21 protein-coding genes and 1 tRNA gene are annotated in these 25,091 nt (G+C 68.9%); 18 read left to right on the top strand and 4 right to left on the bottom strand.

What is annotated here, in order from left to right:
* The 9 genes from QM806_RS38860 to QM806_RS38900 all read left to right on the top strand — a co-directional run.
* On the top strand, positions 1–209 hold a 209-nt coding region (locus QM806_RS38860; protein WP_283294909.1), incomplete at its 5' end, for an acyl-CoA dehydrogenase family protein.
* 1 nt (position 210) lies between these two features.
* Positions 211–993 carry an SDR family oxidoreductase gene (locus tag QM806_RS38865; RefSeq protein ID WP_054248967.1) on the top strand — a complete coding sequence of 261 codons (783 nt, stop codon included), beginning with the start codon at positions 211–213 and terminating at the stop codon, positions 991–993.
* On the top strand, positions 986–2,020 hold the full coding sequence (locus QM806_RS38870) for a phosphotransferase family protein (protein ID WP_043787660.1): 1,035 nt from the start codon (positions 986–988) through the stop codon (positions 2,018–2,020). Before QM806_RS38865 ends, QM806_RS38870 begins: the two co-directional genes overlap by 8 nt.
* Positions 2,021–2,030: 10 nt before the next feature.
* Positions 2,031–2,792: a 3-oxoacyl-ACP reductase FabG gene (gene fabG, locus QM806_RS38875; protein ID WP_005562323.1), complete on the top strand. Its 762-nt coding sequence runs from the start codon at positions 2,031–2,033 to the stop codon at positions 2,790–2,792.
* 5 nt (positions 2,793–2,797) lie between these two features.
* Complete coding sequence (locus QM806_RS38880; protein WP_005562321.1) at positions 2,798–3,988, top strand: acyl-CoA dehydrogenase family protein; 1,191 nt, start codon at positions 2,798–2,800, stop codon at positions 3,986–3,988.
* Positions 3,985–5,085, top strand: coding sequence for an acyl-CoA dehydrogenase family protein (locus tag QM806_RS38885; protein WP_005562319.1), 1,101 nt, complete (start codon positions 3,985–3,987; stop codon positions 5,083–5,085). Before QM806_RS38880 ends, QM806_RS38885 begins: the two co-directional genes overlap by 4 nt.
* A gap of 35 nt (positions 5,086–5,120) precedes the next feature.
* On the top strand, positions 5,121–6,104 hold the full coding sequence (locus QM806_RS38890; protein ID WP_054248130.1) for an NADPH:quinone oxidoreductase family protein: 984 nt from the start codon (positions 5,121–5,123) through the stop codon (positions 6,102–6,104).
* 11 nt (positions 6,105–6,115) lie between these two features.
* A complete protein-coding gene (locus QM806_RS38895) occupies positions 6,116–6,904 on the top strand; it encodes a RhlG family 3-oxoacyl-ACP reductase (protein WP_005264460.1) in 789 nt (262 codons plus the stop codon).
* Positions 6,905–6,957: 53 nt separating this feature from the next.
* Positions 6,958–8,616: an AMP-binding protein gene (locus tag QM806_RS38900; protein ID WP_283294910.1), complete on the top strand. Its 1,659-nt coding sequence runs from the start codon at positions 6,958–6,960 to the stop codon at positions 8,614–8,616.
* A gap of 29 nt (positions 8,617–8,645) precedes the next feature.
* Here the strand turns inward: QM806_RS38900 and QM806_RS38905 are convergent, their stop codons facing one another.
* Together QM806_RS38905 and QM806_RS38910 are read right to left on the bottom strand one after the other, a co-directional pair.
* On the bottom strand, positions 8,646–9,806 hold the full coding sequence (locus QM806_RS38905) for a N(5)-(carboxyethyl)ornithine synthase (protein ID WP_265146205.1): 1,161 nt from the start codon (positions 9,804–9,806) through the stop codon (positions 8,646–8,648).
* A gap of 211 nt (positions 9,807–10,017) precedes the next feature.
* Positions 10,018–10,093 (bottom strand) — tRNA-Arg (locus tag QM806_RS38910).
* Between the two features lie 166 nt (positions 10,094–10,259).
* Here QM806_RS38910 and QM806_RS38915 point away from each other — a divergent pair.
* Positions 10,260–12,662 (top strand): phosphoketolase family protein, encoded by a 2,403-nt coding sequence (locus QM806_RS38915; RefSeq protein ID WP_283294911.1) that lies wholly within the window; start codon positions 10,260–10,262, stop codon positions 12,660–12,662.
* Positions 12,663–12,671: 9 nt separating this feature from the next.
* Here QM806_RS38915 and QM806_RS38920 read toward each other — a convergent pair whose 3' ends face one another.
* Together QM806_RS38920 and QM806_RS38925 are read right to left on the bottom strand one after the other, a co-directional pair.
* Positions 12,672–13,382: a DUF305 domain-containing protein gene (locus tag QM806_RS38920; RefSeq protein WP_054248128.1), complete on the bottom strand. Its 711-nt coding sequence runs from the start codon at positions 13,380–13,382 to the stop codon at positions 12,672–12,674.
* Positions 13,375–14,295: a thioredoxin-like domain-containing protein gene (locus QM806_RS38925; RefSeq protein WP_283294912.1), complete on the bottom strand. Its 921-nt coding sequence runs from the start codon at positions 14,293–14,295 to the stop codon at positions 13,375–13,377. Before QM806_RS38925 ends, QM806_RS38920 begins: the two co-directional genes overlap by 8 nt.
* Before the next feature lie 218 nt (positions 14,296–14,513).
* On the opposite strand from QM806_RS38925, the gene argS reads away from it, so the two are divergent.
* The 8 genes from argS (at position 14,514) to prfA (ending at position 25,052) form a co-directional block, all read left to right on the top strand.
* Complete coding sequence (argS, locus tag QM806_RS38930; RefSeq protein ID WP_265146204.1) at positions 14,514–16,166, top strand: arginine--tRNA ligase; 1,653 nt, start codon at positions 14,514–14,516, stop codon at positions 16,164–16,166.
* Complete coding sequence (gene lysA, locus QM806_RS38935; RefSeq protein WP_054248125.1) at positions 16,163–17,584, top strand: diaminopimelate decarboxylase; 1,422 nt, start codon at positions 16,163–16,165, stop codon at positions 17,582–17,584. The genes argS and lysA overlap by 4 nt, the downstream gene beginning before the upstream one ends.
* Positions 17,581–18,894, top strand: a complete 1,314-nt coding sequence (locus QM806_RS38940; protein WP_005252944.1) for a homoserine dehydrogenase — start codon at positions 17,581–17,583, stop codon at positions 18,892–18,894. The genes lysA and QM806_RS38940 overlap by 4 nt, the downstream gene beginning before the upstream one ends.
* On the top strand, positions 18,891–19,973 hold the full coding sequence (thrC, locus tag QM806_RS38945) for a threonine synthase (protein ID WP_054248124.1): 1,083 nt from the start codon (positions 18,891–18,893) through the stop codon (positions 19,971–19,973). Before QM806_RS38940 ends, thrC begins: the two co-directional genes overlap by 4 nt.
* A gap of 44 nt (positions 19,974–20,017) precedes the next feature.
* Positions 20,018–20,962: a homoserine kinase gene (thrB, locus tag QM806_RS38950; protein ID WP_039952663.1), complete on the top strand. Its 945-nt coding sequence runs from the start codon at positions 20,018–20,020 to the stop codon at positions 20,960–20,962.
* 328 nt (positions 20,963–21,290) lie between these two features.
* Positions 21,291–23,411, top strand: coding sequence for a transcription termination factor Rho (gene rho / locus QM806_RS38955; protein ID WP_283294913.1), 2,121 nt, complete (start codon positions 21,291–21,293; stop codon positions 23,409–23,411).
* Between the two features lie 226 nt (positions 23,412–23,637).
* Positions 23,638–23,880 (top strand): 50S ribosomal protein L31, encoded by a 243-nt coding sequence (gene rpmE, locus QM806_RS38960; protein WP_005252948.1) that lies wholly within the window; start codon positions 23,638–23,640, stop codon positions 23,878–23,880.
* A gap of 92 nt (positions 23,881–23,972) precedes the next feature.
* Positions 23,973–25,052, top strand: a complete 1,080-nt coding sequence (prfA, locus tag QM806_RS38965) for a peptide chain release factor 1 (protein ID WP_005571060.1) — start codon at positions 23,973–23,975, stop codon at positions 25,050–25,052.
* Positions 25,053–25,091: the final 39 nt, after the last annotated feature.

The raw sequence follows: 25,091 nt of genomic DNA on the forward strand, positions 1-25,091 counted from the left end.
TTGTGGATCGGGCGATTCAGGTGCACGGTGGGGCCGGCGTCACCGACGACTTCCCGCTTGCCATGGCCTGGGCGCACCTGCGAACCCTGCGCCTGGCGGACGGTCCCGACGAGGTCCACAAGCGCGCCATCGCGCGGCAGGAACTCCGGCAGTACCGCGACACCGCCGTCAGCGCCTCCACCAACGGACACAAGGTTGCGGTGAGCTGACATGGCCGGACTCGACCTCACCGGACGCACCGCGATCGTCACCGGCGCGTCGCGGGGCATCGGCCTGGCCGTCGCCAAGGCCATCGCGGCCGCCGGCGGGAACGTGGTGCTCACCTCACGGTCCCAGGAATCGGCCGACGCCGCTGCGGCCGAGGTCGGGGGCACCGCGATCGGACTCGCCGCCCACGCCGTCGACGAAGAGGCTGCCCGGCGCTGCGTCGACGTCACCCTCGAACGCTTCGGCAGCCTGGACATCCTGGTCAACAATGCGGGGACGAACCCGTCGTTCGGGCCGATCATCGACCAGGACCACGCGCGATTCGCCAAGACCTTCGACGTGAACCTGTGGGCTCCGGTGCTGTGGACGGGGCTCGCCACGAAGGCGTGGATGGGCGAGCACGGCGGCGCCGTGGTCAACACCGCCTCCATCGGCGGCATGGCCTTCGAGGCGAACATCGGTCTGTACAACGCGTCCAAGGCCGCGCTGATCCATCTCACCAAGCAACTGGCACTGGAACTCTCACCGAGGGTGCGGGTCAATGCCGTCGCTCCCGGTGTGGTGCGGACCAAGCTCGCCGAGGCGCTGTGGAAGGAACACGAGCCGGCCGTGTCGGCGTCCACGGCGCTGGGGCGGATCGGCGAACCCGCGGACATCGCGTCCGCGGTCGCGTTCCTCGTCTCCGATGCCGCGAGCTGGATCACCGGCGAAACCATGGTGATCGACGGCGGTCAACTGCTCGGCGACGCCCTCCCGTTCCGGCAGGGGGCCCAGCTCGGTGTCTAGCGTGGACGTCGTCGGCATCGACACGGAGGCCGTGAGCCGCTGGTTCGGCACGCTCGGCATCGACAGTGCCGGACCGCTGACCTTCGACCGGATCGGACTCGGCCAGTCGAACCTCACCTACCTGGTCCAGGACCGGGCGGGCGGCAGATGGGTGCTCCGGCGCCCACCTCTCGGACACCTGCTGGCGTCGGCCCACGACGTCGCCCGCGAGGCGCGGGTCCTCTCCGCCCTCGAGGACACCGTGGTGCCCACCCCGCGGGTGTTCGGACTCACCGACGACCCGGAGGTGAGCGAGGTACCGCTGCTGCTGATGGAGTTCGTCGACGGACAGGTCGTCGATCGCATGTCGATCGCGGAGTCCCTGACCCAGGAACGCCGCCGGGCGATCGGTCTGTCGCTGCCGCGGACGCTCGCGAAGATCCACGCGGTGGACCTCGACCGGACCGGGTTGACCGACCTGGCCAGCCACAAGCCGTACGCGCAGCGTCAGCTCAAGCGGTGGTCGGGGCAGTGGGAGAAGTCGAAGACCCGCGAGCTGCCCGCCCTCGACGACCTGACGCGACGGCTCGCCGCCTCGGTGCCGGAGCAGCGGGAACTGACACTGGTGCACGGCGACTTCCACCTGCGCAACGTCATCACCTCCCACGAGACCGGGGAGGTGACCGCGGCCCTGGACTGGGAGTTGTGCACCCTCGGCGACCCCCTCGCCGACGTCGGCAGCCTGCTCGCGTACTGGCCGGAGCCGGGCGAGACGACCGGCGGCGACTTCCCCGCGTCCACCCTCGACGGTTTCCCGGACCGGGTGGAGATCGCCGGGGTGTACCTCGACGAGACCGGCCGCGACCCGCAAGCCCTCGCGTTCTGGCACGTCCTCGGCCTGTGGAAGGTCGCGGTCATCGCGGAGGGCGTCATGCGCCGCGCGCGGGACGAACCGCAGAACAAGGCGGCCGCGGGCACCCCGACCGTCGAGCGCATCGACGACCTGGTGGCCAAGGCGTGCGACATCGCCGCCCGGGCCGGAATCTGATCGAACGACGATGGAGAAATTCATGAAGAGAACGGCAATCGTCACCGGCGCGGCACGAGGCATCGGTGCCGCGGTGGCGAAGAAACTGGCGAACGACGGGTACGCGGTGGCCGTGCTCGACCTCGACGAGTCCGCGTGTGCGGCAACCGTCGACGCCATCGAGTCCGCCGGCGGCCGGGCGCTGGCCGTGGGCGCGAACGTCGCCGACGAGGCGTCGGTCGCCGCGGCGGTCGAGCGGGTGGCGACCGAACTCGGTGCCCCGACGATCCTGATCAACAATGCCGGAATCACCCGCGACAACCTGTTGTTCAAGATGACCGTCGACGACTGGGACGCGGTCATGAACGTGCACCTGCGCGGTGCGTTCCTGATGTCGCGGGCCGTGCAGCAGCACATGGTCGACGCCGGGTTCGGGCGCATCGTGAATCTGTCGAGCACGTCCGCGCTCGGTAACCGCGGGCAGGTCAACTACTCCGCCGCCAAGGCGGGCATGCAGGGCTTCACCAAGACGCTCGCCATCGAACTGGGCAAGTTCGGTGTCACCGCGAACGCGATCGCGCCCGGCTTCATCGAGACCGAGATGACCGCCGCCACCGCCGAGCGGGTGGGTGTCGGCTTCGAGGACTTCAAGAAGGCGGCGGCGTCGCAGATCCCGGTGAACCGCGTCGGGCAGCCCGAGGACATCGCCAACACCGCGTCGTTCCTGGCGAGTGAGGGTGCCGGATTCGTGTCCGGACAAGTGATCTACGTCGCCGGCGGACCGAAGGACTGAGGAACATGACCACTGACGAACAGGCGATCGCACGCGACCTCAGCGATCGCGTCGCGACCCTCGTCGAACAGAACGACCTGTCGGATCCGACCGGGTTCCTCGGAGCCCGATTCGACGCCGGCCTCGCGTGGGTCCACTTCCCGCCGGGGCGCGGCGGGCTCGGTCTGCCGCAGAGCTTCCAGGCGCAGGTCGATGCCGAACTCGCTGCCGCCGGAGCGCCCGGTCCGGCCAAGGGCCGCAACGGGATCGGATTGGGCATGGCCGCGCCGACCATCGCCGCGTTCGGCACCGAGGAACAACAGCAGAAGTACCTGCGGCCGATCTTCACCAGCGAGCACATCTACTGCCAGTTGTTCAGCGAACCGGGGGCGGGCTCCGACCTGGCCGCGGTCGCGACGCGAGCCGTCCGTGAGGGTGACGGCTGGATTGTCAACGGGCAGAAGGTGTGGACGTCGGGGGCGCAGAACGCACAGATGGCGATCCTCGTGGCCCGGACGGATCCGACGGTGCCCAAGCACGCCGGGCTCACGTACTTCCTGTGCGACATGAGCGATCCCGGTATCGACGTCCGGCCGTTGCGGCAGATCACCGGTGAGGCCGAGTTCAACGAAGTGTTCCTCACCGACGTCCACATTCCCGATACCGATCGGCTCGGCGACGAGGGGCAGGGCTGGCGGGTGGCCACCGCGACCCTCAACAACGAGCGGGTGGCGATCGGTGGTTCCGCGGCCGCCCGCGAGAGCGGCATGATCGGACCGGTCGCCCAGGCCTGGCGGGAGCAACCCGAACTCCGCGATCCGGCGATGCACGACGAACTGCTGCGGCTGTGGGTCGAAGCGGAGGTCGCCCGGCTGACCGGGGAACGCCTGCGGCAACAACTCGAGGCCGGGCAACCCGGCCCGGAGGGATCCGGCCTGAAGCTGGCTTTCGCCCGGCTCGCGCAGACCATTTCGGGTTTCGACATCGAACTCCACGGCGAGGCCGGGCTGCGGTACGACGACTGGACCATGCGCCGCCCCGACAAGGTCGACTTCACCGGCCGTGAACCCGGCTACCGGTACCTGCGCGCGAAAGGCAACTCGATCGAGGGCGGCACGTCCGAGATCCTGCGCAACGTCATCGCAGAACGCGTCCTCGGCCTCCCGCCGGAGCATCGCGTCGACAAGGACATCGCCTGGAAGGACCTGCCCCGATGAGCACCGCAGATCTGCTGTATTCCGACACGGAAGACGCCCTGCGCGACTCCGTCCGCCGCCTCCTCGCCGACCGCTGCCCACCGGAACTGGTGGTCGGGGCGTACGACCGGGCACCCGCCGACTTCTCCGGAGTGTGGAAATCCCTCGCCGTCGAACTCGGACTGGCGGGCCTGCTCGTCCCCGAGGACCTGGGCGGCGCCGGCGCGACCGCACGCGAGGCTGCGGTGGTCATGGAGGAGATCGGACGTGCCGTCGCGCCCGTCCCGTACCTTTCCAGCGCCGTGCTCGCGACGGTCGCGCTGCTGAAGGCGGGAGACTCGCGAACGGTCGGCGCACTCGCCGACGGGACGACCACCGGTGCGCTCACGGTCGGGCTCGCGACCGCACCGGGCCGGTTCACCCCGACCGTGCGCCGGGACGGCGACGCCCTGACCGGCACCGTTACCAGTGTCGCGGGCGTCTCGGAGGCCGACATCCTGATCGTGCCGGTCGAGGGCCCGGGTGGACTCGAACTGCACACGGTTCCCGCCGGCACCGCCGGCGTCTCGGTCATTTCCGTGCTCGCGCTCGACATGACCCGGCCACTGTCGGATGTCTCGTTCGACGCCGCCGCATCCACCCGCATTGACGACGGCAACGCCGCGGCGGCGGTCCGTGACGCCCTCGTCGTCGGTGCCGCACTGCTCGCCTCCGAGCAACTCGGGCTTGCGCAGTGGTGCTTCGAGACGACCCTGGCGTACGTCAAGGAGCGAACCCAGTTCGGCCGCGCCGTCGGGTCGTTCCAGGCGATCAAGCACCGCCTCGCCGACCTGTGGCTCGAGGTCACCTCCGCGGCCGCCGCTGCCCGCTACGCCGCGGACACTGCCGCCCGGGGCGACGCGGACGCCGAGGTCGCGGCTGCCGTCGCGCAGGCGTACTGCAGTGACGTCGCCGTCCACGCCGCCGAGGAGTGCGTCCAGCTGCACGGCGGGATCGGCATGACGTGGGAATACCCCGCGCACCTGTATCTGAAGAGGGCGAAGAGCGATCAGCTCGCGTTCGGCACCGCCTACCGTCACCGCGCGCGCCTCGCCGACCTGATCGACCTGCCCGCGTAACCCGAGCCGCACCACCGACAGTCAGGAAGCAATCCATGAAGGCATGGCGTGTCCACGAACTCGGCGAGCCGCGCACCGCGCTGCAACTCGAGGAGGTCCCGGATCCGACGGCAGGCCCCGGCCAGGTGCTGGTGAAGGTTCTCGCCGCACCGGCGAACTTCCCCGACGTGCTGCTGTGCCGCGGCGAATACCAGATCAAGCCGCCGCTGCCGTTCACACCCGGAGTCGAGCTGTGCGGTGACGTGCTGGAGGTCGGTGACGGCGTGACCCGCTTCGCCGTCGGCGACCGGGTGATCGGCAACCCCAACCTGCCCGGCGGCGGATTCGCCCAGATGGCCGTGATGGACGAGGCCAACACGTTCGCCGCCCCGTCCGCGCTCGACGACGCCGAGGCGTCGGCGTTGAGCATCGGCTACCAGACGAGCTGGTTCGCCCTGCACCGGCGCACCCAGCTGAAGCCGGGGGAGACGCTGCTCGTCCATGCCGCCGCGGGCGGAGTGGGCAGCGCCGCAGTGCAATTGGGCAAGGCTGCCGGAGCGAAGGTGATCGGCGTCGTCGGAGGCTCCGACAAGGTCGAGTACTGCCGCCGGCTGGGGGCGGATCTGGTGATCGACCGGCACACCGACGATTTCGTTCCGCTGGTCAAGGAATTCACCGGCGGACGCGGCGCGGACGTCGTCTACGACCCGGTCGGCGGCGACGCCTACGCGAAGTCCACCAAGTGCATCGCGTTCGAAGGCCGGATCCTGATCATCGGTTTCGCCGGCGGCACCATCCCGACACCCGGCCTCAATCACGCCCTGATCAAGAACTACTCGATCATCGGCCTGCACTGGGGTCTGTACAAGCAGTACAACCAGCAGGCGATCGCCGACTGCCACGAGGAACTGACCCGTCTCGCCGACTCCGGTGCGATCACGCCGCTCATCAGCGAGCGGCTCTCGCTCGCGGACGTCGCCGACGGCATCGGCCGGCTCGGTGACGGCAGCACCGTCGGCCGCCTCGTCTTCCAACCCTGAAGGGAACGCACATGGACATCGGTTCGCTGTTCGACGTCGCAGGCAAGACCGTGGTGGTCACCGGAGGTTCGCGGGGTATCGGCCGGATGATCGCGCAAGGATTCGTCCTGGCCGGGGCTACCGTGATCATCTCCGCCCGCAAGGCCGAGGCGTGCGAGAAGGCCGCGGCCGAACTGTCCGCCGCCGGGCCGGGGACGTGTCACGCACACCCCGCCGACCTGTCCACCGAGGAGGGGATCGAGGGCCTCGTCGCGCGGGTCGCCGAGGTGTCGCCCCGGCTGGACGTCCTGGTGAACAACGCCGGAGCGACGTGGGGTGCGCCGGTCGACGATTTCCCGGCCGCCGGTTTCGACAAGATCTTTGACATCAACGTCAAGGGCGTGTTCATGCTCACCCAGGCGTTGCTGCCGAGTCTGCGGGCCGCGGCGACGGACGGTGACCCCGCCCGGGTGATCAACATCGGATCGATCGACGGACTCGTGGTGTCGGGTAGCGAGAACTTCTCGTACGGGGCGAGCAAGGCCGCGGTCCACATGCTCACCCGCAAGCTCGCAGCGACACTGGCCGCCGAGCGGATCACCGTCAATGCCATTGCCCCCGGACCGTTTCCGAGCAAGATGATGGCCTTCGTCCTGGACGATCCGGAGCGGAAGGAGGCGGTCGAGGGATCGGTCCCGCTCGGCCGGGTCGGCACCCCGGAAGACGTCGCGGGCACCGCGATCTTCCTCTCCTCGCGTGCCGGGGCCTACCTCACCGGCACCGTCGTCCCCGTCGACGGCGGGTTGTCGGGAACACGCTGAACAGCACGTCAGACAGTCGGAACACGGAACGAGCGAGAGGCGGTATGGCCGCGATGAGCTGGTACGACGACAGGCCCTGGATGGATCGGTACGACGAGAACACGCGTTCCGTGGGGGAGATCCCCGCCCGGACAGCGCTCCACATGTTCTCGGCCGCGGTCGAATCCGCCCCGGACGGGCCGGCCATCCGGTACCTCGGGGGCACCCTCGACTACCGCGAGGTCGACGAACTCAGCGACGGTGTGGCCGCCTACCTCACCGAGAACGGATTCGGGAAGGGCGACCGGCTCGCGATCTACCTGCAGAACGTCCCGCAGTTCGTGCTGGCGTTGCTCGGCACGTGGAAGGCGGGCGGTGTCGTCGTCCCGCTGAACCCGATGTACCGGGACGAGCTTTCTCACATCCTCACCGACGCCGGAGTCACCGCGATCGTGTGCAGCGAGAACGCGTGGGCCGATCGGGTGGCGGAGCGGGCATCCGCCGCGGGGGTGCGGATCGCGCTGACCGCGAGCGAACTCGACATCCAGACGTCCGGCGACCCACGGGTGTTCGGGGGCGTGACCCGGGTGCGCGCCGAGGGCGTGCCGGACCTGCTCGAGGTGGCCCGGGCGCGCGCGGGGGCCGGCGTGCCGGATCCCGGTCTGGTCCCGGACGACGTCGCGCTCGTGTCCTACACGTCCGGAACGAGTGGAGTCCCCAAGGGAGCGACCAACACCCACCGGAATCTCACCGTCAACAGTTCGATCCTGCGCCTGTACGAGAGCAAGCCCGCCGGTTCGCCGATCTTCGCGCTCGCACCGCTGTTCCACATCACGGGCATGGTGTGCCAGTTGCTCACCGCGATCGACCTGGCGTCGCCGCTGATCCTCGCGTACCGGTTCGACGCAGGGGTCGTCCTCGACGCCCTCGAGCGGGAGCGGCCGGTGTTCATGGTCGGCCCGTCCACCGCCTACATGGCGCTGATGGCCCACCCCGACTTCTCCGGTGAGCGCTTCGCTTCATTGGAGGCCGTGATGTCCGGTGGCGCCCCGCTACCCCCTGCCATCGTCGAACGGTTCCGGGAGCTGACCGGGAAGTACATCCGCAACGGCTACGGGCTCACCGAGACCAGCGCACCGTGCGTCGTCGTCCCGCCGAACCTGGAGGCGCCGGTCGATCCGTCGTCGGGCACGCTGGCGATCGGCCTGCCCCTTCCGTCCGCCGTGATCCGGATCGTCGGGGAGGACGGGCACGACCTCGACCCGCTCGAAGTCGGGGAGATCGCCGTCGACGGGCCGATGGTCGTGCCCGCGTACTGGAACGAACCGGACGCCACGGCGCAGTCGCTGCCCGGCGGCCGGTTGCTCACAGGCGATGTGGGCTTCATGGACGCCCAGGGCTGGGTGTACGTCGTCGATCGCAAGAAGGACATGATCAACGCGTCCGGGTTCAAGGTCTGGCCGCGCGAGGTCGAGGACGTCCTGTACCGGCACCGGGCAGTCCGGGAGGCCGCCGTCGTCGGCGAGCCGGACAGCTACCGCGGCGAGACCGTCGCCGCGTTCGTCAGCCTCCGCCCCGGGCAGACGGTCGAGACGGACGACCTCGTCGAGTACTGCCGGGAGCGGCTGGCGAGCTACAAGGCCCCGAGGCGCGTCGAGATCGTCGACGAACTGCCCAAGACGGCCAGTGGGAAGATCCTCCGACGCGAAATGCGCCGCAGCACCCCGGCCTGAGCCCGCCGCCGTCCCGTTCGTTCCGACAATCAGGCGAGAACGGGGTGCGGGTAGTCCGCCGCGCGGTGCTGGAACGACAGGATCCGGGGGTTCTGCACGACCCCGTCGCGGATCTCGACGGCCCGCCGGATCGTGTCGCTGCGGTCCCAGGCGGCGGGTCCGTCGAGGACCGTCCCCAGGTGCGGGAGCAGGGCCTCGCTGATCTCCCACGTCGCCGAATTCCACAGGTAGGACGGGCTGTGATCGACCGCGTAGTAGCGGACGTTCTCACCGATCATGAACGTCGGATCGGCGAACGACGTGGGCCGGGCCCAGCTGAAGCCCATTCCCTCGTCGCAGGACACGTCGACGACGAGGCTGCCGGGCAGGAGGGTCTCGACGTCCGAGTCGATCAGGAACGTCAGCGGCGACTCCGTGTCCTGCAGGACGCAGTTGACGATGATGTCGTGCCGGGCGAGGAATCCGGCGAGCGGCATCCGGCCCTCGTCCGTGGTGACGTGGCTGCGGCGCGGATCGGCGTCGTCGTGATCGAACTGCACGATCTCCGCGGAATGGATCGGCGAGCTCACGGCGGTGACCCCGCGCTGGGTGACGACGTGGACGTCGTGGATGCCCAGGGCGTTCAGCGCGGTGACGGCGCCGCGGGCGGTGGCACCGAAGCCGAGGACCACGGCGCGGAGACGGCGGCCGTAGTCGCCGGTCGACCCCGCGATCGACAGGGCGTGCAGCACCGAGCTGTATCCGGCGAGCTCGTTGTTCTTGTGGAAGACATGGAGCTGGAACGACCCCTCGACGCTCCAGTGGTTCATGGCCTCGAACGCGATCAACGTGAGGTGGCGATCGACGGCCACCTGGGTGAGCTCCGTGTCCTGGACGCAGTGCGGCCACCCCCACAGGATCTGGCCGTCACGCAGGTCCGCCAGATCCTTCGCGAGAGGTTTGGGCAGCAGGAGGACGTCGTTGTGCTCGATCAGCTGCTCCCGGGTGCGCAGACCGCCCACCGACAGGGCCAGCTGCTCGTCGGACACGCCGAAGGGCTCTCCGTAGCCGTACTCGAGATGGATGCGGCCACGGAGGTCGGGGTCGATCCGGTCGAAGTGGAGCGGGTGGATCGGGAGCCGGCGTTCGTCGGTTTTGCTCGAACGCGCGACGATGCCGAGGGTGAGTGGATGAGAGCGGTGTTGCTGCACAGGGGTGTCCCTTGGTCGACACTGCCGGAGAGAGTCTTCGGCAGAGAGTTGTTGCCGCGGAACCCGCAATGGCGGAGGCCAGCGTTCGATCGATGTGCGCGGCATCTGCCGGCGCGGCTGCAGCTCTCGACAAAGCCCGAGGAGATCACTCGGGGAAGACTGGTAGCACCAGAGAGAAAGGCTGCGCCGCGACAGGCGACGCAGTTCCTCGTGGTGCCCCCGGCAGGATTCGAACCTGCGACCTTTCGCTCCGGAGGCGAACGCTCTATCCCCTGAGCTACGGGGGCGCACCGGAAATCCGGTGTGCCGATTGGGCTGGCCAATCGTAGCGCATGGGTAGTGGGATCGACCAAATCGGTCCCCCTACTTCGTGGACTCGCCCCGGTAGCGGCCCGAACACGCCTAGTGTCGGGAGGACGTGGACGCTCGCGAACTCCCGGGGAGGGGTCGAGAATGACCGATGGACGGCAGGTCGGGTCGCAGGACTCCGACGGGCACTATTCCGATTCCGACCTCGATCTGGACCTGCGGTGGTGGGCAGCGGCCAACTATCTGACGGTCGCGCAGATCTACCTGCAGGACAACGCGCTTCTGCGTGCGCCGCTGCGCCCCGAACACATCAAACCCCGGCTCCTCGGGCACTGGGGGACGAGCCCGGGTCTGTCGATGATCTACGCCCTGCTGAACCGTCTCATCCGCCGGACCGACACCGACTGTCTCTACGTGACGGGTCCCGGACACGGTGGCCCTGCGCTCGTCGCCGCCACGTACCTGGAGGGGACGTACTCCGAGGTGTACCCGGGCGTGTCCCGCGATGCCGCCGGTATCCACCGCCTCTGCCGGCAGTTCTCGACGCCGGGTGGCATCCCGAGTCACGTCAGTGTGCAGACGCCGGGCAGCATCCACGAGGGCGGCGAGCTCGGCTACGCTCTCGCGCATGCCGCCGGTGCGGCATTCGATCACCCGAACCTATTGGTGGCGTGCGTGATCGGAGACGGCGAGGCCGAGACCGGACCACTGTCCGGTTCGTGGAAACTCCCCGCATTCCTCAATCCGGAACGTGACGGAGCGGTGTTGCCGATCCTGCACGTCAACGGAGCGAAGATCGCCGGGCCCACCGTCTACGGTCGCAGCAGCGACGCGGACATCGAGGCGTTCCTCGGCGGTCAGGGTTGGGCGCCGACCGTCGTCTCCGGCGACGACCCGAGGCAGGTCTTCCCGGCGCTGCATCGCGCCCTCACCGACGCGCACGCAGCGATCTCCGACCTGCAGCGGGAGGCGCGGGCCGGCCGGCGCAGCGCAGCCAAGTGGCCGGCAATCGTGCTGCGGACCCCGAAGGGCTGGACCGGTCCGCGCACCGTCGACGGCGTGCTCGTCGAGGGCACGCACCGGGCGCATCAAGTTCCGCTGTCGGGGGTGCGGACCGACGAGGCGCATCTGCGTCAGCTCGAGGAGTGGATGCGGTCCTACGGCCCCGGTGAACTGTTCGACTCCTCCGGCGCACTCGTTCCGGACCTCGAGCGGCTCGCGCCGCAGGGCGACAAGCGGATGGGTTCGTCGCCGTACGCGAACGGCGGCCGCCTGCGTGCCGATCTTCCCGTGCCGCCGCTGGAGAAGTACGCGCTCGCGATCGAGAAGCCCGGCACCACCGTCCACGAGACCACCCGGGTGCTCGGGGAACTGCTCCGCGACCTGTACGCCGCCACCACCACGCCCGACGGCGGTGGATACTTCCGGCTGTTCTGCCCGGACGAAACGGCCAGCAACCGGTTGGGCGCCGTGTTCGAGGTGACCGACCGCTGTTGGCAGCTGCCGGTCACCGACTACGACGACGGACTGTCGGCCCGCGGCCGGGTGATGGAAGTGCTCAGCGAGCACCTCTGCGAGGGATGGCTGGAGGGATATCTGCTGTCGGGGCGGCACGGGCTGTTCGCCAGCTACGAGGCGTTCGCGATGGTGAGCGTGTCGATGCTCGTCCAGCACACGAAGTGGCTGCAGCACGCGGTGGATCTGCCGTGGCGGGCACCGGTGGCGTCGCTGAACGTCCTGCTGACCAGCACGTGCTGGCGCAACGACCACAACGGGTTCAGTCATCAGGGGCCGGGCATGATCGACGCCGTCATCCCGCTCGCACCGGATGTCGTCCGGATCTGGCTGCCACCCGACTCGAACACTCTGCTCTCCATCGCCGACCACTGCCTCCGCAGCACCGACCACGTCAATCTCATCGTGGTCGACAAGCAGCCGCACCTGCAGTACCTGACCCTCGCGGAGGCGCATGCGCACTGCGCGGCCGGGGCGTCGGTGTGGGAGTGGGCGGGGACGGAAGGCGCGGTGGGCGCCGACCCGGACGTCGTGCTCGCCGCCGCCGGGGACGTCCCGACCCAGGAGATCCTCGCCGCGGCGCAGTTGCTGCGCGAACGCACGCCGGACCTGGTCACCCGGGTGGTCAACGTCGTCGACCTGATGGGGTTGCTCACCCCCACCGAACACCCGCACGGATTCGACGCACGCATGTTCCTCGACCTGTTCACCGCGGACACGGACGTGGTGTTCGCGTTCCACGGGTACTCGCGCGCCGTCCACGAGCTGATCCACGGGCGTCCCGCCCCGGACCGGTTCCACGTTCGCGGCTTCAGCGAACAGGGCACCACGACGACACCGTTCGACATGGTCGTGCTCAACCGGATGAGCCGCTATCACCTGGTCCTCGAGGCGCTGCGACGCACGCGGAGAGAGCCGGCCGGTGCCGGCGAACTGGCCGATTTCTGCCTCCGGCAACTCGAACGGCACGGCGAATACGTCGTCGCGCACCTCGAGGACATGCCCGAGGTGCGCGACTGGACGTGGTCGTGAAGCCGGAAGTCAGTTCATCGGGAGGGGAGCAGCGCCCTTCGCGGTGAGCATGTTCGTCATCACCGTCGACTCGCTCTGCTGAGTGTCCACCATCGTCTGCGCGAGAGAGCGCACCGCGTCCTCCGACGCGTGCTGGGCCGCGTACTCCATCATCGGAAGTCCGCCCTGGTGGTGACGCAGCATCAGCTGGAGGTACAGGACGTCGACGGCCGGACCGGTGGCCTGACGCAACGCGGCCATGTCCTCCGAGGACGCCATGCCCGGCATCTTCGACATCGATCCCATGTGCCCGCTGTCGGCGGATCCGTGGTCGTGACCGTCCGAGTGCTCGGATTCCATCCAGCCCATGTAGCCGCCGGACGGCAGCGCCGGCTGATCCCACAGCGCGAGCCAGCCCTGCATCTGCCCGAGCTGATTCTGCTGCGTGGTGAGGATGTCGTACGCGAGGCCGCGCACCGCCGGGTCGGTGGCGCCCGCCAGCGCGATCGCCGACATCTCCACCGCCTGGCTGTGATGCACGCTCATGTCCTGCGCGAATCCGACGTCGACGGAACCGGCCTCGGGAACCGGGGCGCCGGAGTCCTCGAGCGGAAGCCGGGCGAGGAACCCGAGCGCGAATCCGAGGGCGATGGCGCCGATCAGCCCGATGACCAGCAGCGCTGTGCGCTGACTGGGCCGGGACGGGGCTGGATTGGCTGCGGGTTCGGCTGAACTAGCCATTGCCGCCCTCAGCCGGCGCCTGCTGCAGATCGGACGGCAGCTGCAGGTCGCTCGGGAGCTGCATGCCGCTGGGCAGCTGCGCCCCCGCGCCACCGGACTCGGACTGGTCGGGGCTGATACCGCCACCGTCCATCGGCACCGCGTCCGCGCCGGGTGCGCTCGGGTCGAACGGCGGCGGGTTGTCGGGGTCGAAACCGGAGCCCGGGATGGACGAGCAGCTCGCGCCGACCTCCGGGTAGGTGTTCTTGTTGATCCGCAGCGCGGTGATGAACTGGTCGATGCGCTCGTCGTCGACGCTGTCCAGCTTCAGCTGGTGCCCCCACGACTGCAGCGAGACCGGGCTGTCGAGGCCCGGGAACGGCGACATCAGCGTGTACGTCTCGCCGTCCACCTTGTCCTTCAGCGTCTCGACCTGGTCGGCGGACAGCTCGTCCGGGTTGTAGGCGATCCACACGGCGCCGTGCTCGAGCGAGTGCACGGCGTTCTCGGTGCGGATCGCGTTCGGGTAGACCGTGCCGGTGCACGTCGCCCAGATGGCGTCGTGCGGGCCACCGAACGGGGGCGACTGGTCGTACGCGACGCGCTGCGTCGGCTGGATGTGGATGCCGGCTGGGTAGTCGACCTTGACGACGCCGTCGATGTTGACCGACGGGTCGGGATTCTCGACGCTCGGTGCGTACTTCGCGGCTTCTTCCTTGGCCTGGTACTTGGGGACCAGGTTGATCGCGAGGATCGCCACGAGTGCGAGAACGGCAGCTCCGGCGCCGATCGTCAGCCAGGGGATGGTCCGCGGAGGGGACGCGCCACCCTTGACTTTCGCGCCGCCGCTCCTCTTCTTGGCGGCCTTGATGGCCTTCGCCGACTTCGCGCCCGAGTTCTTATCGGGACCGCGACTTTCCGAACCGCTTGGCATCGATTGTGATCTTTCGGTGTGTGGGTTACGGGCGCTCGACCCCCGGTAACCGGAAGCTGAGGGCCGGGACTCAGGGCGACACCACTGTACTTTCCCACCCTGAGCGCAACCTGGGAGAGTGGCCGCGGCCACGCTCGCCGGCGGTCGCCGGGCCCGCGGCGGGACTCGCGGGAAGGCGGATCACCGCCCGGGACGCGTTGGCCATAGGATAGATACCTGTGACTCCAGCTGACCTTGCCGAACTGCTCCGCGGAACCGCCGCGAAAGTGCTCGCCGAACGCGGACTCGACGTGTCCGTGCTTCCCGAAACTCTCACGGTCGAGCGTCCGCGCAATCCCGAGCACGGCGATTACGCCACCAACGTCGCGATGCAGGTGGCCAAGAAGGTCGGTACCAACCCGCGTGAGCTGGCCGGCTGGCTCGCCGAGGCGCTGACCGCGGCCGCGGGCATCGACAGCGCCGACATCGCGGGCCCGGGATTCCTCAACATCCGCCTGGCCGCCGACGCGCAGGGCGCGATCGTCGCGAAGATCCTCGAGGAGGGTGCCGCGTTCGGGTCCGGACACACGCTCGACGGCAAGAAGATCAACCTCGAGTTCGTCTCGGCCAACCCCACCGGCCCCATCCACCTCGGTGGAACGCGCTGGGCGGCCGTGGGCGACGCGCTGGGCCGGATCCTGTCCACCCAGGGCGCGGCGGTCACCCGCGAGTACTACTTCAACGACCACGGCGCCCAGATCGACCGGTTCTCCCGCTCGCTGATCGCGGCCGCCAAGGGCGAACCCGCCCCCGAGGACGGCTACGCGGGCGCGTACATCGCCGACATCGCCACCCAGGTGCAGCAGCAGCGCCCCGACGTGCTGGAACTGCCCGCGGGCGAGCAGCAGGAAGTCTTCCGCGCCATCGGCGTCGACCTGATGTTCGCCCACATCAAGCGCACCCTGCACGAGTTCGGCGTCGACTTCGACGTCTACTTCCACGAGAACTCGCTGTTCGAGTCCGGTGCGGTGGAGAAGGCCGTCGAGACGCTCAAGGACTCCGGCAGCCTGTTCCAGGAGGACGGTGCCTGGTGGCTCAAGAGCACCGACTTCGGCGACGACAAGGACCGCGTCGTCATCAAGAGCGACGGCAACGCGGCGTACATCGCCGGTGACATCGCCTACTTCCAGGACAAGCGCTCCCGCGGCTTCGACCTGTGCATCTACATGCTCGGTGCCGACCACCACGGGTACATCGGCCGGCTCAAGGCGGCCGCGGCCGCGTTCGGCGACGACCCCGACACCGTCGAGGTGCTGATCGGCCAGATGGTGAACCTCGTCCGCGACGGTGTGGCCGTGAAGATGAGCAAGCGCGCCGGGACGGTCATCACCCTCGACGACCTCGTCGAGGCGATCGGCGTCGACGCGTCGCGGTACGCGATGATCCGGTCGTCGGTGGATTCGAGCATCGACATCGACCTCGAACTGTGGACGAGCACCGGCAACGAGAACCCGGTGTACTACGTGCAATACGCGCACGCCCGCCTGTCGGCCATCGCCCGCAACGCCGCCGACCTCGGTGTCGCGGTCACGGATCCCGACTTCTCGCTGCTCGTCTCGGAGCAGGAGGGCGATCTGATCCGCACCCTCGGCGAGTACCCGCGCGTCGTCACCAGTGCCGCGAATCTGCGTGAGCCGCACCGCATTGCGCGGTATCTCGAGGAGCTGGCCGGTGCCTATCACCGGTTCTACGGCGCCTGCCGGATCCTGCCCCAGGGCGACGAGGAAATCGGCCCGCTGCACATCGCGCGACTGGCGCTGTGCGGCGCATCCCGTCAGGTCCTGTCCAACGGACTGGCCCTGCTCGGCGTCAGCGCACCGGAGCAGATGTGAACGCGCACCCCGCAGGTCCCAAGCACGCCGAACAGCTGCACGCACCCGGTCTGCCCGAACGTCCCGCCGACGCGGCCGCATTCGCCGCACTCTCTCCCGAGGTGTGGCCCCGCAACGCGCACCGCGCCGCGGACGGAGTCGTCAGCCTGGCGGGCATCCCGGTCACCGAACTGGCCGAGAAGTACGGCACCCCATTGTTCGTGGTCGACGAGGACGACTTCCGGTCCCGCTGCCGCGACATGGCCCGTGCGTTCGGGCCCACCGCCAAGGTGCACTACGCGTCCAAGGCGTTCCTGTGCGGCGAGATCGCCCGCTGGGTCGCCGACGAGGGCCTGTCCCTGGACGTCGCGTCGGGCGGTGAACTGGCGGTCGCCCTGCACGCCGGATTCCCGGCGGAGCGAATTGCCATGCACGGCAACAACAAATCGGTCGCCGAGCTGAACGCCGCCGTGTCGGCCCGGGTCGGGCACATCGTGCTCGACTCCGCCACGGAGATCGACCGCCTCGACAAGGTGGCCGCCGAAGCCGGTGTGCTGCAGGACGTTCTGATCCGCGTGACGGTCGGAGTCGAGGCACACACCCACGAATTCATCTCCACGGCCCACGAGGACCAGAAGTTCGGGTTCTCGCTCGCGGGCGGAAAGGCGATCGACGCGGTCCGCCGGGTCTTCGCCGCCGACAATCTGCGGCTGGTCGGACTCCACAGCCACATCGGCTCGCAGATCTTCGACGTCGACGGCTTCGAGTTGGCCGCACACCGCGTGATCGGGCTGCTGCGGGACGTCGTCGCGGAGTTCGGCGTGGACAAGACCGCCCAGATCTCGATCATCGACCTCGGCGGCGGCATGGGAATCTCCTACGTCCCCACCGACGACCCGCCGCCGGTCGACCAGCTCGCCGCCAAACTCGGCGACATCGTGCGCAACGAGTCGGCGCTCGCCGGTCTGCCGGAGCCGACGCTGGCCGTCGAACCCGGACGCGCGATCGCCGGACCCGGCACGGTGACGCTGTACGAGGTCGGCACCATCAAGGACGTCACCGTCGGCGCCAACCTCACCCGCCGGTACGTCAGCGTCGACGGCGGAATGAGCGACAACATCCGTACCGCGCTGTACCAGGCGGAGTACGAGGCCAAACTGGTCTCGCGGGTCAGCGACGCGGCACCGGTGGTGTCCCGCGTCGTCGGTAAGCACTGCGAGTCCGGCGACGTCGTGATCCGCGACACCTGGATGCCCGAGGACATCGACGCCGGCGATTTGCTCGCCGTCGCGGCCACCGGTGCATACTGCTATTCGATGTCGAGCAGGTACAACCTGCTCGCCCGCCCTGCCGTGGTGGCGGTGCGCGACGGACAGTCGCGCGTGATCCTCCGGAGGGAAACCGTGGAAGACCTGCTGAGCTTGGAGGTACAGGAGTGACGAGCGAATCGGCGCATCGCGCTATCGGTGTGGCCGTCCTCGGCCTCGGCAACGTCGGGAGCGAGGTCGTGCGCATCCTGCGGGAGCACAGCGAAGACCTCGAGGCTCGCGTCGGTGCCCCGCTGGAACTGCGCGGAGTGGCCGTGCGCCGCCCCGGCAAGGACCGCGGAATTCCCGAGGAGTTGCAGACCACCGACGCGGAGTCACTCGTGGCCCGCGACGACGTCGACCTCGTCGTCGAGGTGATCGGCGGCATGGACCTGCCCCGCAAGCTGATCCTCTCGGCGCTCAACTCCGGCAAGTCCGTCGTCACCGCCAACAAGGCGCTGCTCGCCGATCACACGGGTGAACTGGCCGAGGCCGCGGAACTGCACAACGTCGACCTCTACTTCGAGGCCGCCGTGGCCGGCGCGATCCCCGTGATCCGCCCGCTCATCCAGTCCCTCGCCGGTGACCGGGTGAACAAGGTCGCCGGAATCGTGAACGGAACCACCAACTTCATCCTGTCGGCGATGGACGAGACCGGCGCGGACTACGCCGCGACCCTCGCCGAGGCCGGACGCCTGGGATACGCCGAGGCCGATCCGACCGCCGACGTGGAGGGCTACGACGCCGCCGCCAAGGCGGCGATCCTCGCGTCGATCGCATTCCACACCCGGGTCACGGCCGCCGACGTGTACCGCGAGGGGATCTCCAAGATCACCGCGGCCGACCTGACGTCGGCTCGTGCACTCGACTGCACGATCAAGCTGCTGTCCATCTGCGAGCGGATCACCACCCCCGAGGGCAAGGAGCGGATCTCCGCGCGGGTCTACCCGGCGCTCGTGCCGCTGGAACATCCGCTGGCCTCGGTCAACGGTGCGTTCAACGCTGTCGTCGTCGAGGCGGAGAACGCCGGACGCCTGATGTTCTACGGGCAGGGCGCAGGCGGCGCCCCCACCGCGTCGGCCGTGATGGGCGACCTGGTGATGGCCGCGCGCAACAAGGTGAACGGTGGCCGCGGACCCCGCGAGTCCAAGTACGCCAAGCTGAAGATCGCGCCGATCGGCGACATCCCCACGCGCTACTACGTCAACATGCAGGTGACGGACAAGGCCGGGGTCCTGTCGGCGGTGGCTGCCGAATTCTCGCAGCACGGCGTCAGCATCTCCACCGTGCGGCAGGAAGGCGCCGGCGACGGTGCCCGCCTCGTCGTCGTGACCCACGTCGCGACGGATTCTGCTCTGTCGGAAACCGTTGAGGCACTGAGCAAACTCGAATTCGTCACCGCTGTGACCAGCGTGCTGCGACTGGAAGGCACCGAACAATGACCGGCACCCGTAACCCCGTTCACATCCCCTGGCCGGGGCTGATCGAGGCTTACCGCGACCGCCTCGCCATCGGACCGAACTGGAAGACGGTCACCCTGCGCGAGGGCGGTACCCCGCTGCTGCCCGCCGGGCACCTCTCGGAACTCACCGGTTGCGACGTCTACCTGAAGGTCGAGGGGCTCAACCCGACCGGTTCGTTCAAGGACCGCGGCATGACGATGGCCGTCACCGACGCGCTCGCCCGCGGCCAGCAGGCTGTTCTGTGCGCGTCCACGGGTAACACGTCCGCTTCCGCCGCCGCGTACGCCGCGAAGGCGAAGATGACCTGCGCCGTGCTGGTGCCCCAGGGCAAGATTGCGATGGGCAAGCTCGCGCAGGCCGTCATGCACGGCGCGCGGATCATCCAGGTGCAGGGTAACTTCGACGACTGTCTCGAACTGGCCCGCAAGACCACCGCGGAGTTCCCCACGATCGGGCTCGTGAACTCGGTCAACCCGGTCCGCATCGAGGGCCAGAAGACCGCGGCCTTCGAGATCTGCGACGCACTGGGCAAGGCCCCCGACGTGCACGTGCTCCCGGTCGGCAACGCGGGCAACATCACCGCGTACTGGCGCGGGTACTCCGAGTACTACGCGGACGGGCTCACCAGCGTGAAGCCGCGCATGCTCGGCGTCCAGGCCGCCGGCGCCGCCCCGCTCGTCCACGGCGCACCGGTGAAGGACCCGGAGACGATCGCGACCGCGATCCGCATCGGCTCGCCCGCGTCCTGGAACGGCGCGGTCACCGCCAAGGAAGAGTCGCACGGCGCCTTCCGGGCCGCGACCGACGACGAGATCCTCGAGGCGTACCGGCTGATCGCCAGGACCGAAGGGGTGTTCGTCGAGCCCGCCTCGGCCGCGAGCGTCGCAGGTCTGCTCGCCGCCCGCAAGGAGGGCTGGCTGGACTCGGGGCTGACCGTCGTCTGCACGGTCACCGGTAACGGCCTCAAGGACCCCGACACGGCGTTGGCGGGTATGCCTGAGGTTCAACCGATCCCGGTCGATCCTGTCGCGGTCGCGTCGGCCCTCGAGCTGGCGTAGTGGTGGCGCCCACGCCCACCACGCCGCAGGACCACACCGCTGCCATGACACAGACCCTCCCCACGGGCCTCACCGTGACCGCCCGCGTGCCTGCGTCGAGCGCCAACCTCGGCCCGGGCTTCGACACGCTGGGCATCGCGCTCGGACTGTACGACGAGATCACCGTGACCACCACGGGTTCGGGGCTGAAGATCCGGGTCGAAGGCGAGGGTGCCGACGACGTGCCGTGGGGTCCGTCCCATCTCGTGGTCCGGGCCATCGAACGTGGCCTGGAATCGGCGGGTGTGTGGGCTGAAGGCCTGGATGTGGTGTGCCGCAACGCGATTCCCCATTCTCGGGGCCTGGGTTCGTCGGCCTCCGCCGTCGTCGGGGGGCTGGCGGCCGCCAACGGCCTGGCGATCAAGCTCGACCCCGAACTCGGACTGTCGCTCGATCAGCTCGTCCAGCTGTCGTCCGAATTCGAAGGGCACCCCGACAACGCGTCGGCGAGCGTGCTCGGCGGTGCCGTGGTGTCGTGGAGTTGCGCGGGCGAGCAGACCGACGGAGCGCCCGCGGCCACCGACATCTACTCGGCGGTCGCGCTGAAGGTCCATCCCGCGATCCGCGTCGTCGCTCTCGTGCCGGGGGAGCGCTCGTCGACCGCCCACACGCGGGGTCTGTTGCCCGAGACGGTTCCCCACCGGGACGCGGCGTTCAACGTCAGCCGCGGGGCCCTCGCTGTGGTGGCGCTCACAGAGCGTCCCGACCTCCTGATGGCGGCCACCGAGGACCGACTGCATCAGACGCAGCGCGCTCCGGCTCTCCCGCTCACGACGCGATGGATCGCCGTCCTCCGCAAGGCGGGTATCGCCGCCACCGTCTCGGGAGCCGGACCGACCGTCCTCGCATTGACCACGGAGCCTTTCCCCGTGGATCTTCGAGCGCAGGCCGAGGCCGAGGGGTTGCAGGTTCTCGAACTGGACGTGGCGGACGGCGTCCGGACCAGCTGACACGCCGTAGGGGCGTCTCCTTGCCCCTACGGTCGTTCACAGCTATCCTGGGCAATGTCCGTACATCGTGCGCATCAGACGCCGGTGCTTCACCAGGGCAATTACTCCAGGTCAATCGGGGTTGACGGCTCCTGGCACGATCCTCCGCACTATCTGTCGTGTAGGGATTGCGAGTACGCGCCTGTTTCAAAGGTGATGTGATGGCGGGCAAGCCGGCAGTTCTTCACATGCAACTACGTACGGCACATCCGAATTCGGTATTCGAAACCGAATTACGGGACGAACCCTCGACTCTGCGCAGCGCGAGTGAGGGAAGGAAAGGACCTCCGTGACCGATACGGACCTCATCGCCGCTCCTGTGCGCGCCTCCTCGGTGGATACCGTTGGCGCGCAGGCAGGCGACTCTTCACAGGCGTCATCGACCGCACCCGGCACCGGTGCCGTGACAGCCTCCACCAAGCGCGCCGAGGCGCGCCGGGGTGCCGGGCTGTCCGGAATGGTGCTCACCGAGCTCCGCACTCTCGCAGGTGAGCTGGGCATCAAGGGCATTTCGGGGATGCGCAAGGGCGACCTGATCGCCGCGATCAAGGAGCGTCAGGGCGGCACTTCCGCCCCGGCCGCTGCCGCGACCGAAGCCGCTCCCCGGACCCGGGCCACGCGCGCGAAGCGCGAACAGTCCGCTCAGACCGAACTCGAAGTGACTCCGCAGGCGGAGACCACGGAGAAGACCGCCGAGCCCAAGTCGGCCGAACCCGCGACGGGCGACGGCGCAGCCGCCGACTCCGACACCGCCGAAGGCGGCCGTCGCGGGCGTCAGCGCCGCGGATCCGCGCGTCGGGCAGGCGCACCCGAGCAGGGTGACCAGGGCGGCAACGCTCAGGACACCGCCTCGGCGAATGCCACCGACACGCAGCAGGCCGAGCGCAAGCAGGCCGACGACCGTCAGGATTCCGCCGAGAAGCCGGCCAAGCAGGACGGGGCCGGCGAACAGGGCGGCGACCGCAGCCGACGTGAGCGGGGCGGCGACCGCGGTGATCGTGGCGACACTCGTGGTGACCGCGGCGACCGCGGTGACCGGGGCGAACGCGGTGACCGGGGCGAACGCGGTGACCGGGGCGATCGCGACAACCGTGGCGACCGCAGCCAGGGCAGCAACGGCCCGCGCAACAACGACAACCGCCCGAGCGACGACGAGGAAGGCGGTCGCGGACGCCGCGGACGTCGCTTCCGCGAACGCCGTCGTGGACGCGACCGCGGCGAAGGCGGCGGCGGTGACGCCCGCGAGACCGAGATCCGCGAGGACGACGTCCTGCAGCCGGTCGCCGGCATCCTGGACGTCCTCGACAACTACGCGTTCGTGCGGACCTCCGGCTACCTGGCCGGACCGAACGACGTCTACGTGTCGATGAACCTGATCCGCAAGAACGGTCTCCGCCGCGGCGACGCCATCACCGGCGCCGTCCGGGTCGGACGCGAAGGCGAGCAGGGCAACCAGCGCCAGAAGTTCAACCCGCTGGTCCGCATCGACACCGTCAACGGTGGCGACGTGGAAGCGGCCAAGAAGCGCCCCGAGTTCGGCAAGCTCACCCCGCTGTACCCGAATCAGCGGCTGCGTCTGGAGACGACGCCGAACATCTTGACGACGCGTGTCATCGACCTGGTGATGCCGATCGGCAAGGGACAGCGTGCGCTGATCGTGAGCCCGCCGAAGGCCGGTAAGACCAGCGTTCTGCAGGCCATCGCCAACGCCATCGCGACCAACAACCCCGAGTGCTACCTCATGGTCGTGCTGGTCGACGAGCGTCCCGAAGAGGTCACCGACATGCAGCGTTCGGTGAAGGGCGAGGTCATCTCCTCGACCTTCGACCGTCCGCCGGGAGACCACACCTCGGTCGCCGAGCTGGCCATCGAGCGTGCGAAGCGTCTGGTGGAGGCGGGCAAGGACGTCGTCGTCCTCCTCGACTCGATCACCCGCCTCGGCCGTGCGTACAACAACTCGTCGCCGGCCTCGGGACGCATCCTCTCCGGTGGTGTCGACTCGACCGCGCTGTATCCGCCGAAGCGTTTCCTCGGTGCTGCGCGCAACATCGAGAACGGCGGTTCGCTCACGATCATCGCGACGGCCATGGTCGAGACCGGTTCCACCGGCGACACCGTGATCTTCGAGGAGTTCAAGGGCACCGGTAACGCCGAGCTGAAGCTCGACCGCAAGATCGCGGAACGTCGTGTGTTCCCGGCCGTGGACGTGAACCCGTCGGGTACGCGTAAGGACGAGCTGCTGCTCAGCCCGGACGAGGCGGCGGTGCTGCACAAGCTCCGGCGCGTGCTCTCGGGTCTCGACTCGCACCAGGCCATCGATCTGCTGATCGACCGCCTCAAGAAGAGCAAGAGCAACATCGAATTCCTCATGCAGGTGTCGAAGACTGCTCCGGGCGCGATCGACGACTGATCTCGACCCGACGCGGGGCCCGGCGACTCTCGGTCGCCGGGCCCCGCTGTTTTCCCTCGGGAACCACCGTGGAACAAAACGCGGACCACCCGCGTTGACCACACCGCAAGCACAAATGCCGATTGGGATCGCGAACCTGCGATCTGGCATACTGAGCGGCTGAGTCCGGTTCCGGTTCACGTCTTCGAACGGCGAAGGCGACCCGGCGACCATTGAAAGGGACACCATGAAGTCAGGCATTCACCCCAACTACGTGGCCACCACCGTGGTCTGCGGTTGCGGAAACACCTTCGAGACCCACAGCACCAAGGAGACCGGGCGTATCAACGTCGAGGTCTGCTCGCAGTGCCACCCGTTCTACACCGGCAAGCAGAAGATCCTCGACACCGGTGGACGTGTCGCCCGCTTCGAGGCTCGCTACGGCAAGCGCGCCGGCAAGGGCGCAGCCAAGGAATCTGCAGAGTCCTAGCTGTTCCGCCGACGCCCGTCCTGCGATAATTGCAGGCCGGGCGTCGGCTTTTTTGTGCCCATTCCCGAAAGAAACGCAGAGCGGAGCGAATCATGGCAGGGACCACCCAGCCGTCGGCCATCGACGACATCCTGGCCGAACATGCCGGCCTGGAGCAGCAGTTGGCGGACCCGGCCCTGCACAACGACGCTTCCGCGGCCCGCAAGGCGGGCAAGCGATTCGCCGAGCTCGCGCCGATCATGGCGACGTACACCAGGCTCAAGTCGGCGCAGGACGATCTGGATGCCGCGCGCGAACTCGCCGCCGACGACTCCAGCTTTGCCGCCGAGGTACCCGAACTCGAGGCGCAGGTCCTGGAACTCGACAAGACCCTCACCGACCTTCTGGCCCCCCGCGACCCGCACGACGGTGACGACGTGGTGCTCGAGGTGAAGTCGGGGGAGGGCGGCGAGGAATCCGCGCTGTTCGCCTCCGATCTGGCCCGGATGTACGTCCGGTACGCCGAGCGGCACGGCTGGCGTGTCGAGATCCTCGACGCGACCGTGTCCGATCTGGGCGGATACAAGGACGCGACGCTGTCGATCAAGTCGAAGGGCGATGTGCGTGACGGGGTCTGGGCGCGACTGAAGTTCGAGGGCGGTGTCCACCGCGTGCAGCGCGTGCCCGTCACGGAATCGCAGGGACGCGTCCACACGTCCGCCGCCGGTATCCTCATCTACCCGGAACCGGAAGAAGTCGAGGAGGTGCAGATCGACGAAACCGATCTGCGCATCGACGTCTACCGCTCCTCGGGCAAGGGTGGTCAGGGTGTCAACACCACCGACTCCGCGGTCCGGATCACGCACCTGCCCACCGGAATCGTCGTGACCTGCCAGAACGAGCGCTCACAGCTGCAGAACAAGGCCCGCGCCATGCAGGTGCTGGCCGCGCGGCTGCAGGCCGCCGCCGAGGAAGCCGCGGATGCCGAGGCGTCGGCGGGCAGGCAGAGCCAGGTGCGCACCGTCGACCGTTCGGAGCGCATCCGCACCTACAACTTCCCGGAGAACCGCATCACCGATCACCGGATCGGTTTCAAGTCCCACAACCTGGACGCGGTCCTGGACGGCGAACTCGACGCCCTGCTGGACGCCCTGGGCAAGTCGGACCGTGAGGCGAGGCTCGCCGCGGAGTAACCGCGAAGCGGGACCGCGCCACCGGACGGCGAGCCGCGT

Origin of the sequence: Rhodococcus sp. IEGM 1351 (assembly GCF_030056875.1) — a bacterium.
GTDB classification, from domain to species: domain Bacteria; phylum Actinomycetota; class Actinomycetes; order Mycobacteriales; family Mycobacteriaceae; genus Rhodococcus_F; species Rhodococcus_F opacus.

Bases quoted from the DNA above. Each gene is read 5' to 3' on its own strand.
- QM806_RS38865 (WP_054248967.1), top strand. From the start codon at position 211: ATGGCCGGACTCGACCTCACCGGACGCACCGCGATCGTCACCGGCGCG.
- fabG (WP_005562323.1), top strand. From the start codon at position 2,031: ATGGAGAAATTCATGAAGAGAACGGCAATCGTCACCGGCGCGGCACGA.
- QM806_RS38880 (WP_005562321.1), top strand. From the start codon at position 2,798: ATGACCACTGACGAACAGGCGATCGCACGCGACCTCAGCGATCGCGTC.
- QM806_RS38885 (WP_005562319.1), top strand. From the start codon at position 3,985: ATGAGCACCGCAGATCTGCTGTATTCCGACACGGAAGACGCCCTGCGC.
- QM806_RS38890 (WP_054248130.1), top strand. From the start codon at position 5,121: ATGAAGGCATGGCGTGTCCACGAACTCGGCGAGCCGCGCACCGCGCTG.
- QM806_RS38895 (WP_005264460.1), top strand. From the start codon at position 6,116: ATGGACATCGGTTCGCTGTTCGACGTCGCAGGCAAGACCGTGGTGGTC.
- QM806_RS38900 (WP_283294910.1), top strand. From the start codon at position 6,958: ATGAGCTGGTACGACGACAGGCCCTGGATGGATCGGTACGACGAGAAC.
- QM806_RS38915 (WP_283294911.1), top strand. From the start codon at position 10,260: ATGACCGATGGACGGCAGGTCGGGTCGCAGGACTCCGACGGGCACTAT.
- QM806_RS38920 (WP_054248128.1), bottom strand. From the start codon at position 13,382: ATGGCTAGTTCAGCCGAACCCGCAGCCAATCCAGCCCCGTCCCGGCCC.
- QM806_RS38925 (WP_283294912.1), bottom strand. From the start codon at position 14,295: ATGCCAAGCGGTTCGGAAAGTCGCGGTCCCGATAAGAACTCGGGCGCG.
- thrC (WP_054248124.1), top strand. From the start codon at position 18,891: ATGACCGGCACCCGTAACCCCGTTCACATCCCCTGGCCGGGGCTGATC.
- thrB (WP_039952663.1), top strand. From the start codon at position 20,018: ATGACACAGACCCTCCCCACGGGCCTCACCGTGACCGCCCGCGTGCCT.
- rpmE (WP_005252948.1), top strand. From the start codon at position 23,638: ATGAAGTCAGGCATTCACCCCAACTACGTGGCCACCACCGTGGTCTGC.
- prfA (WP_005571060.1), top strand. From the start codon at position 23,973: ATGGCAGGGACCACCCAGCCGTCGGCCATCGACGACATCCTGGCCGAA.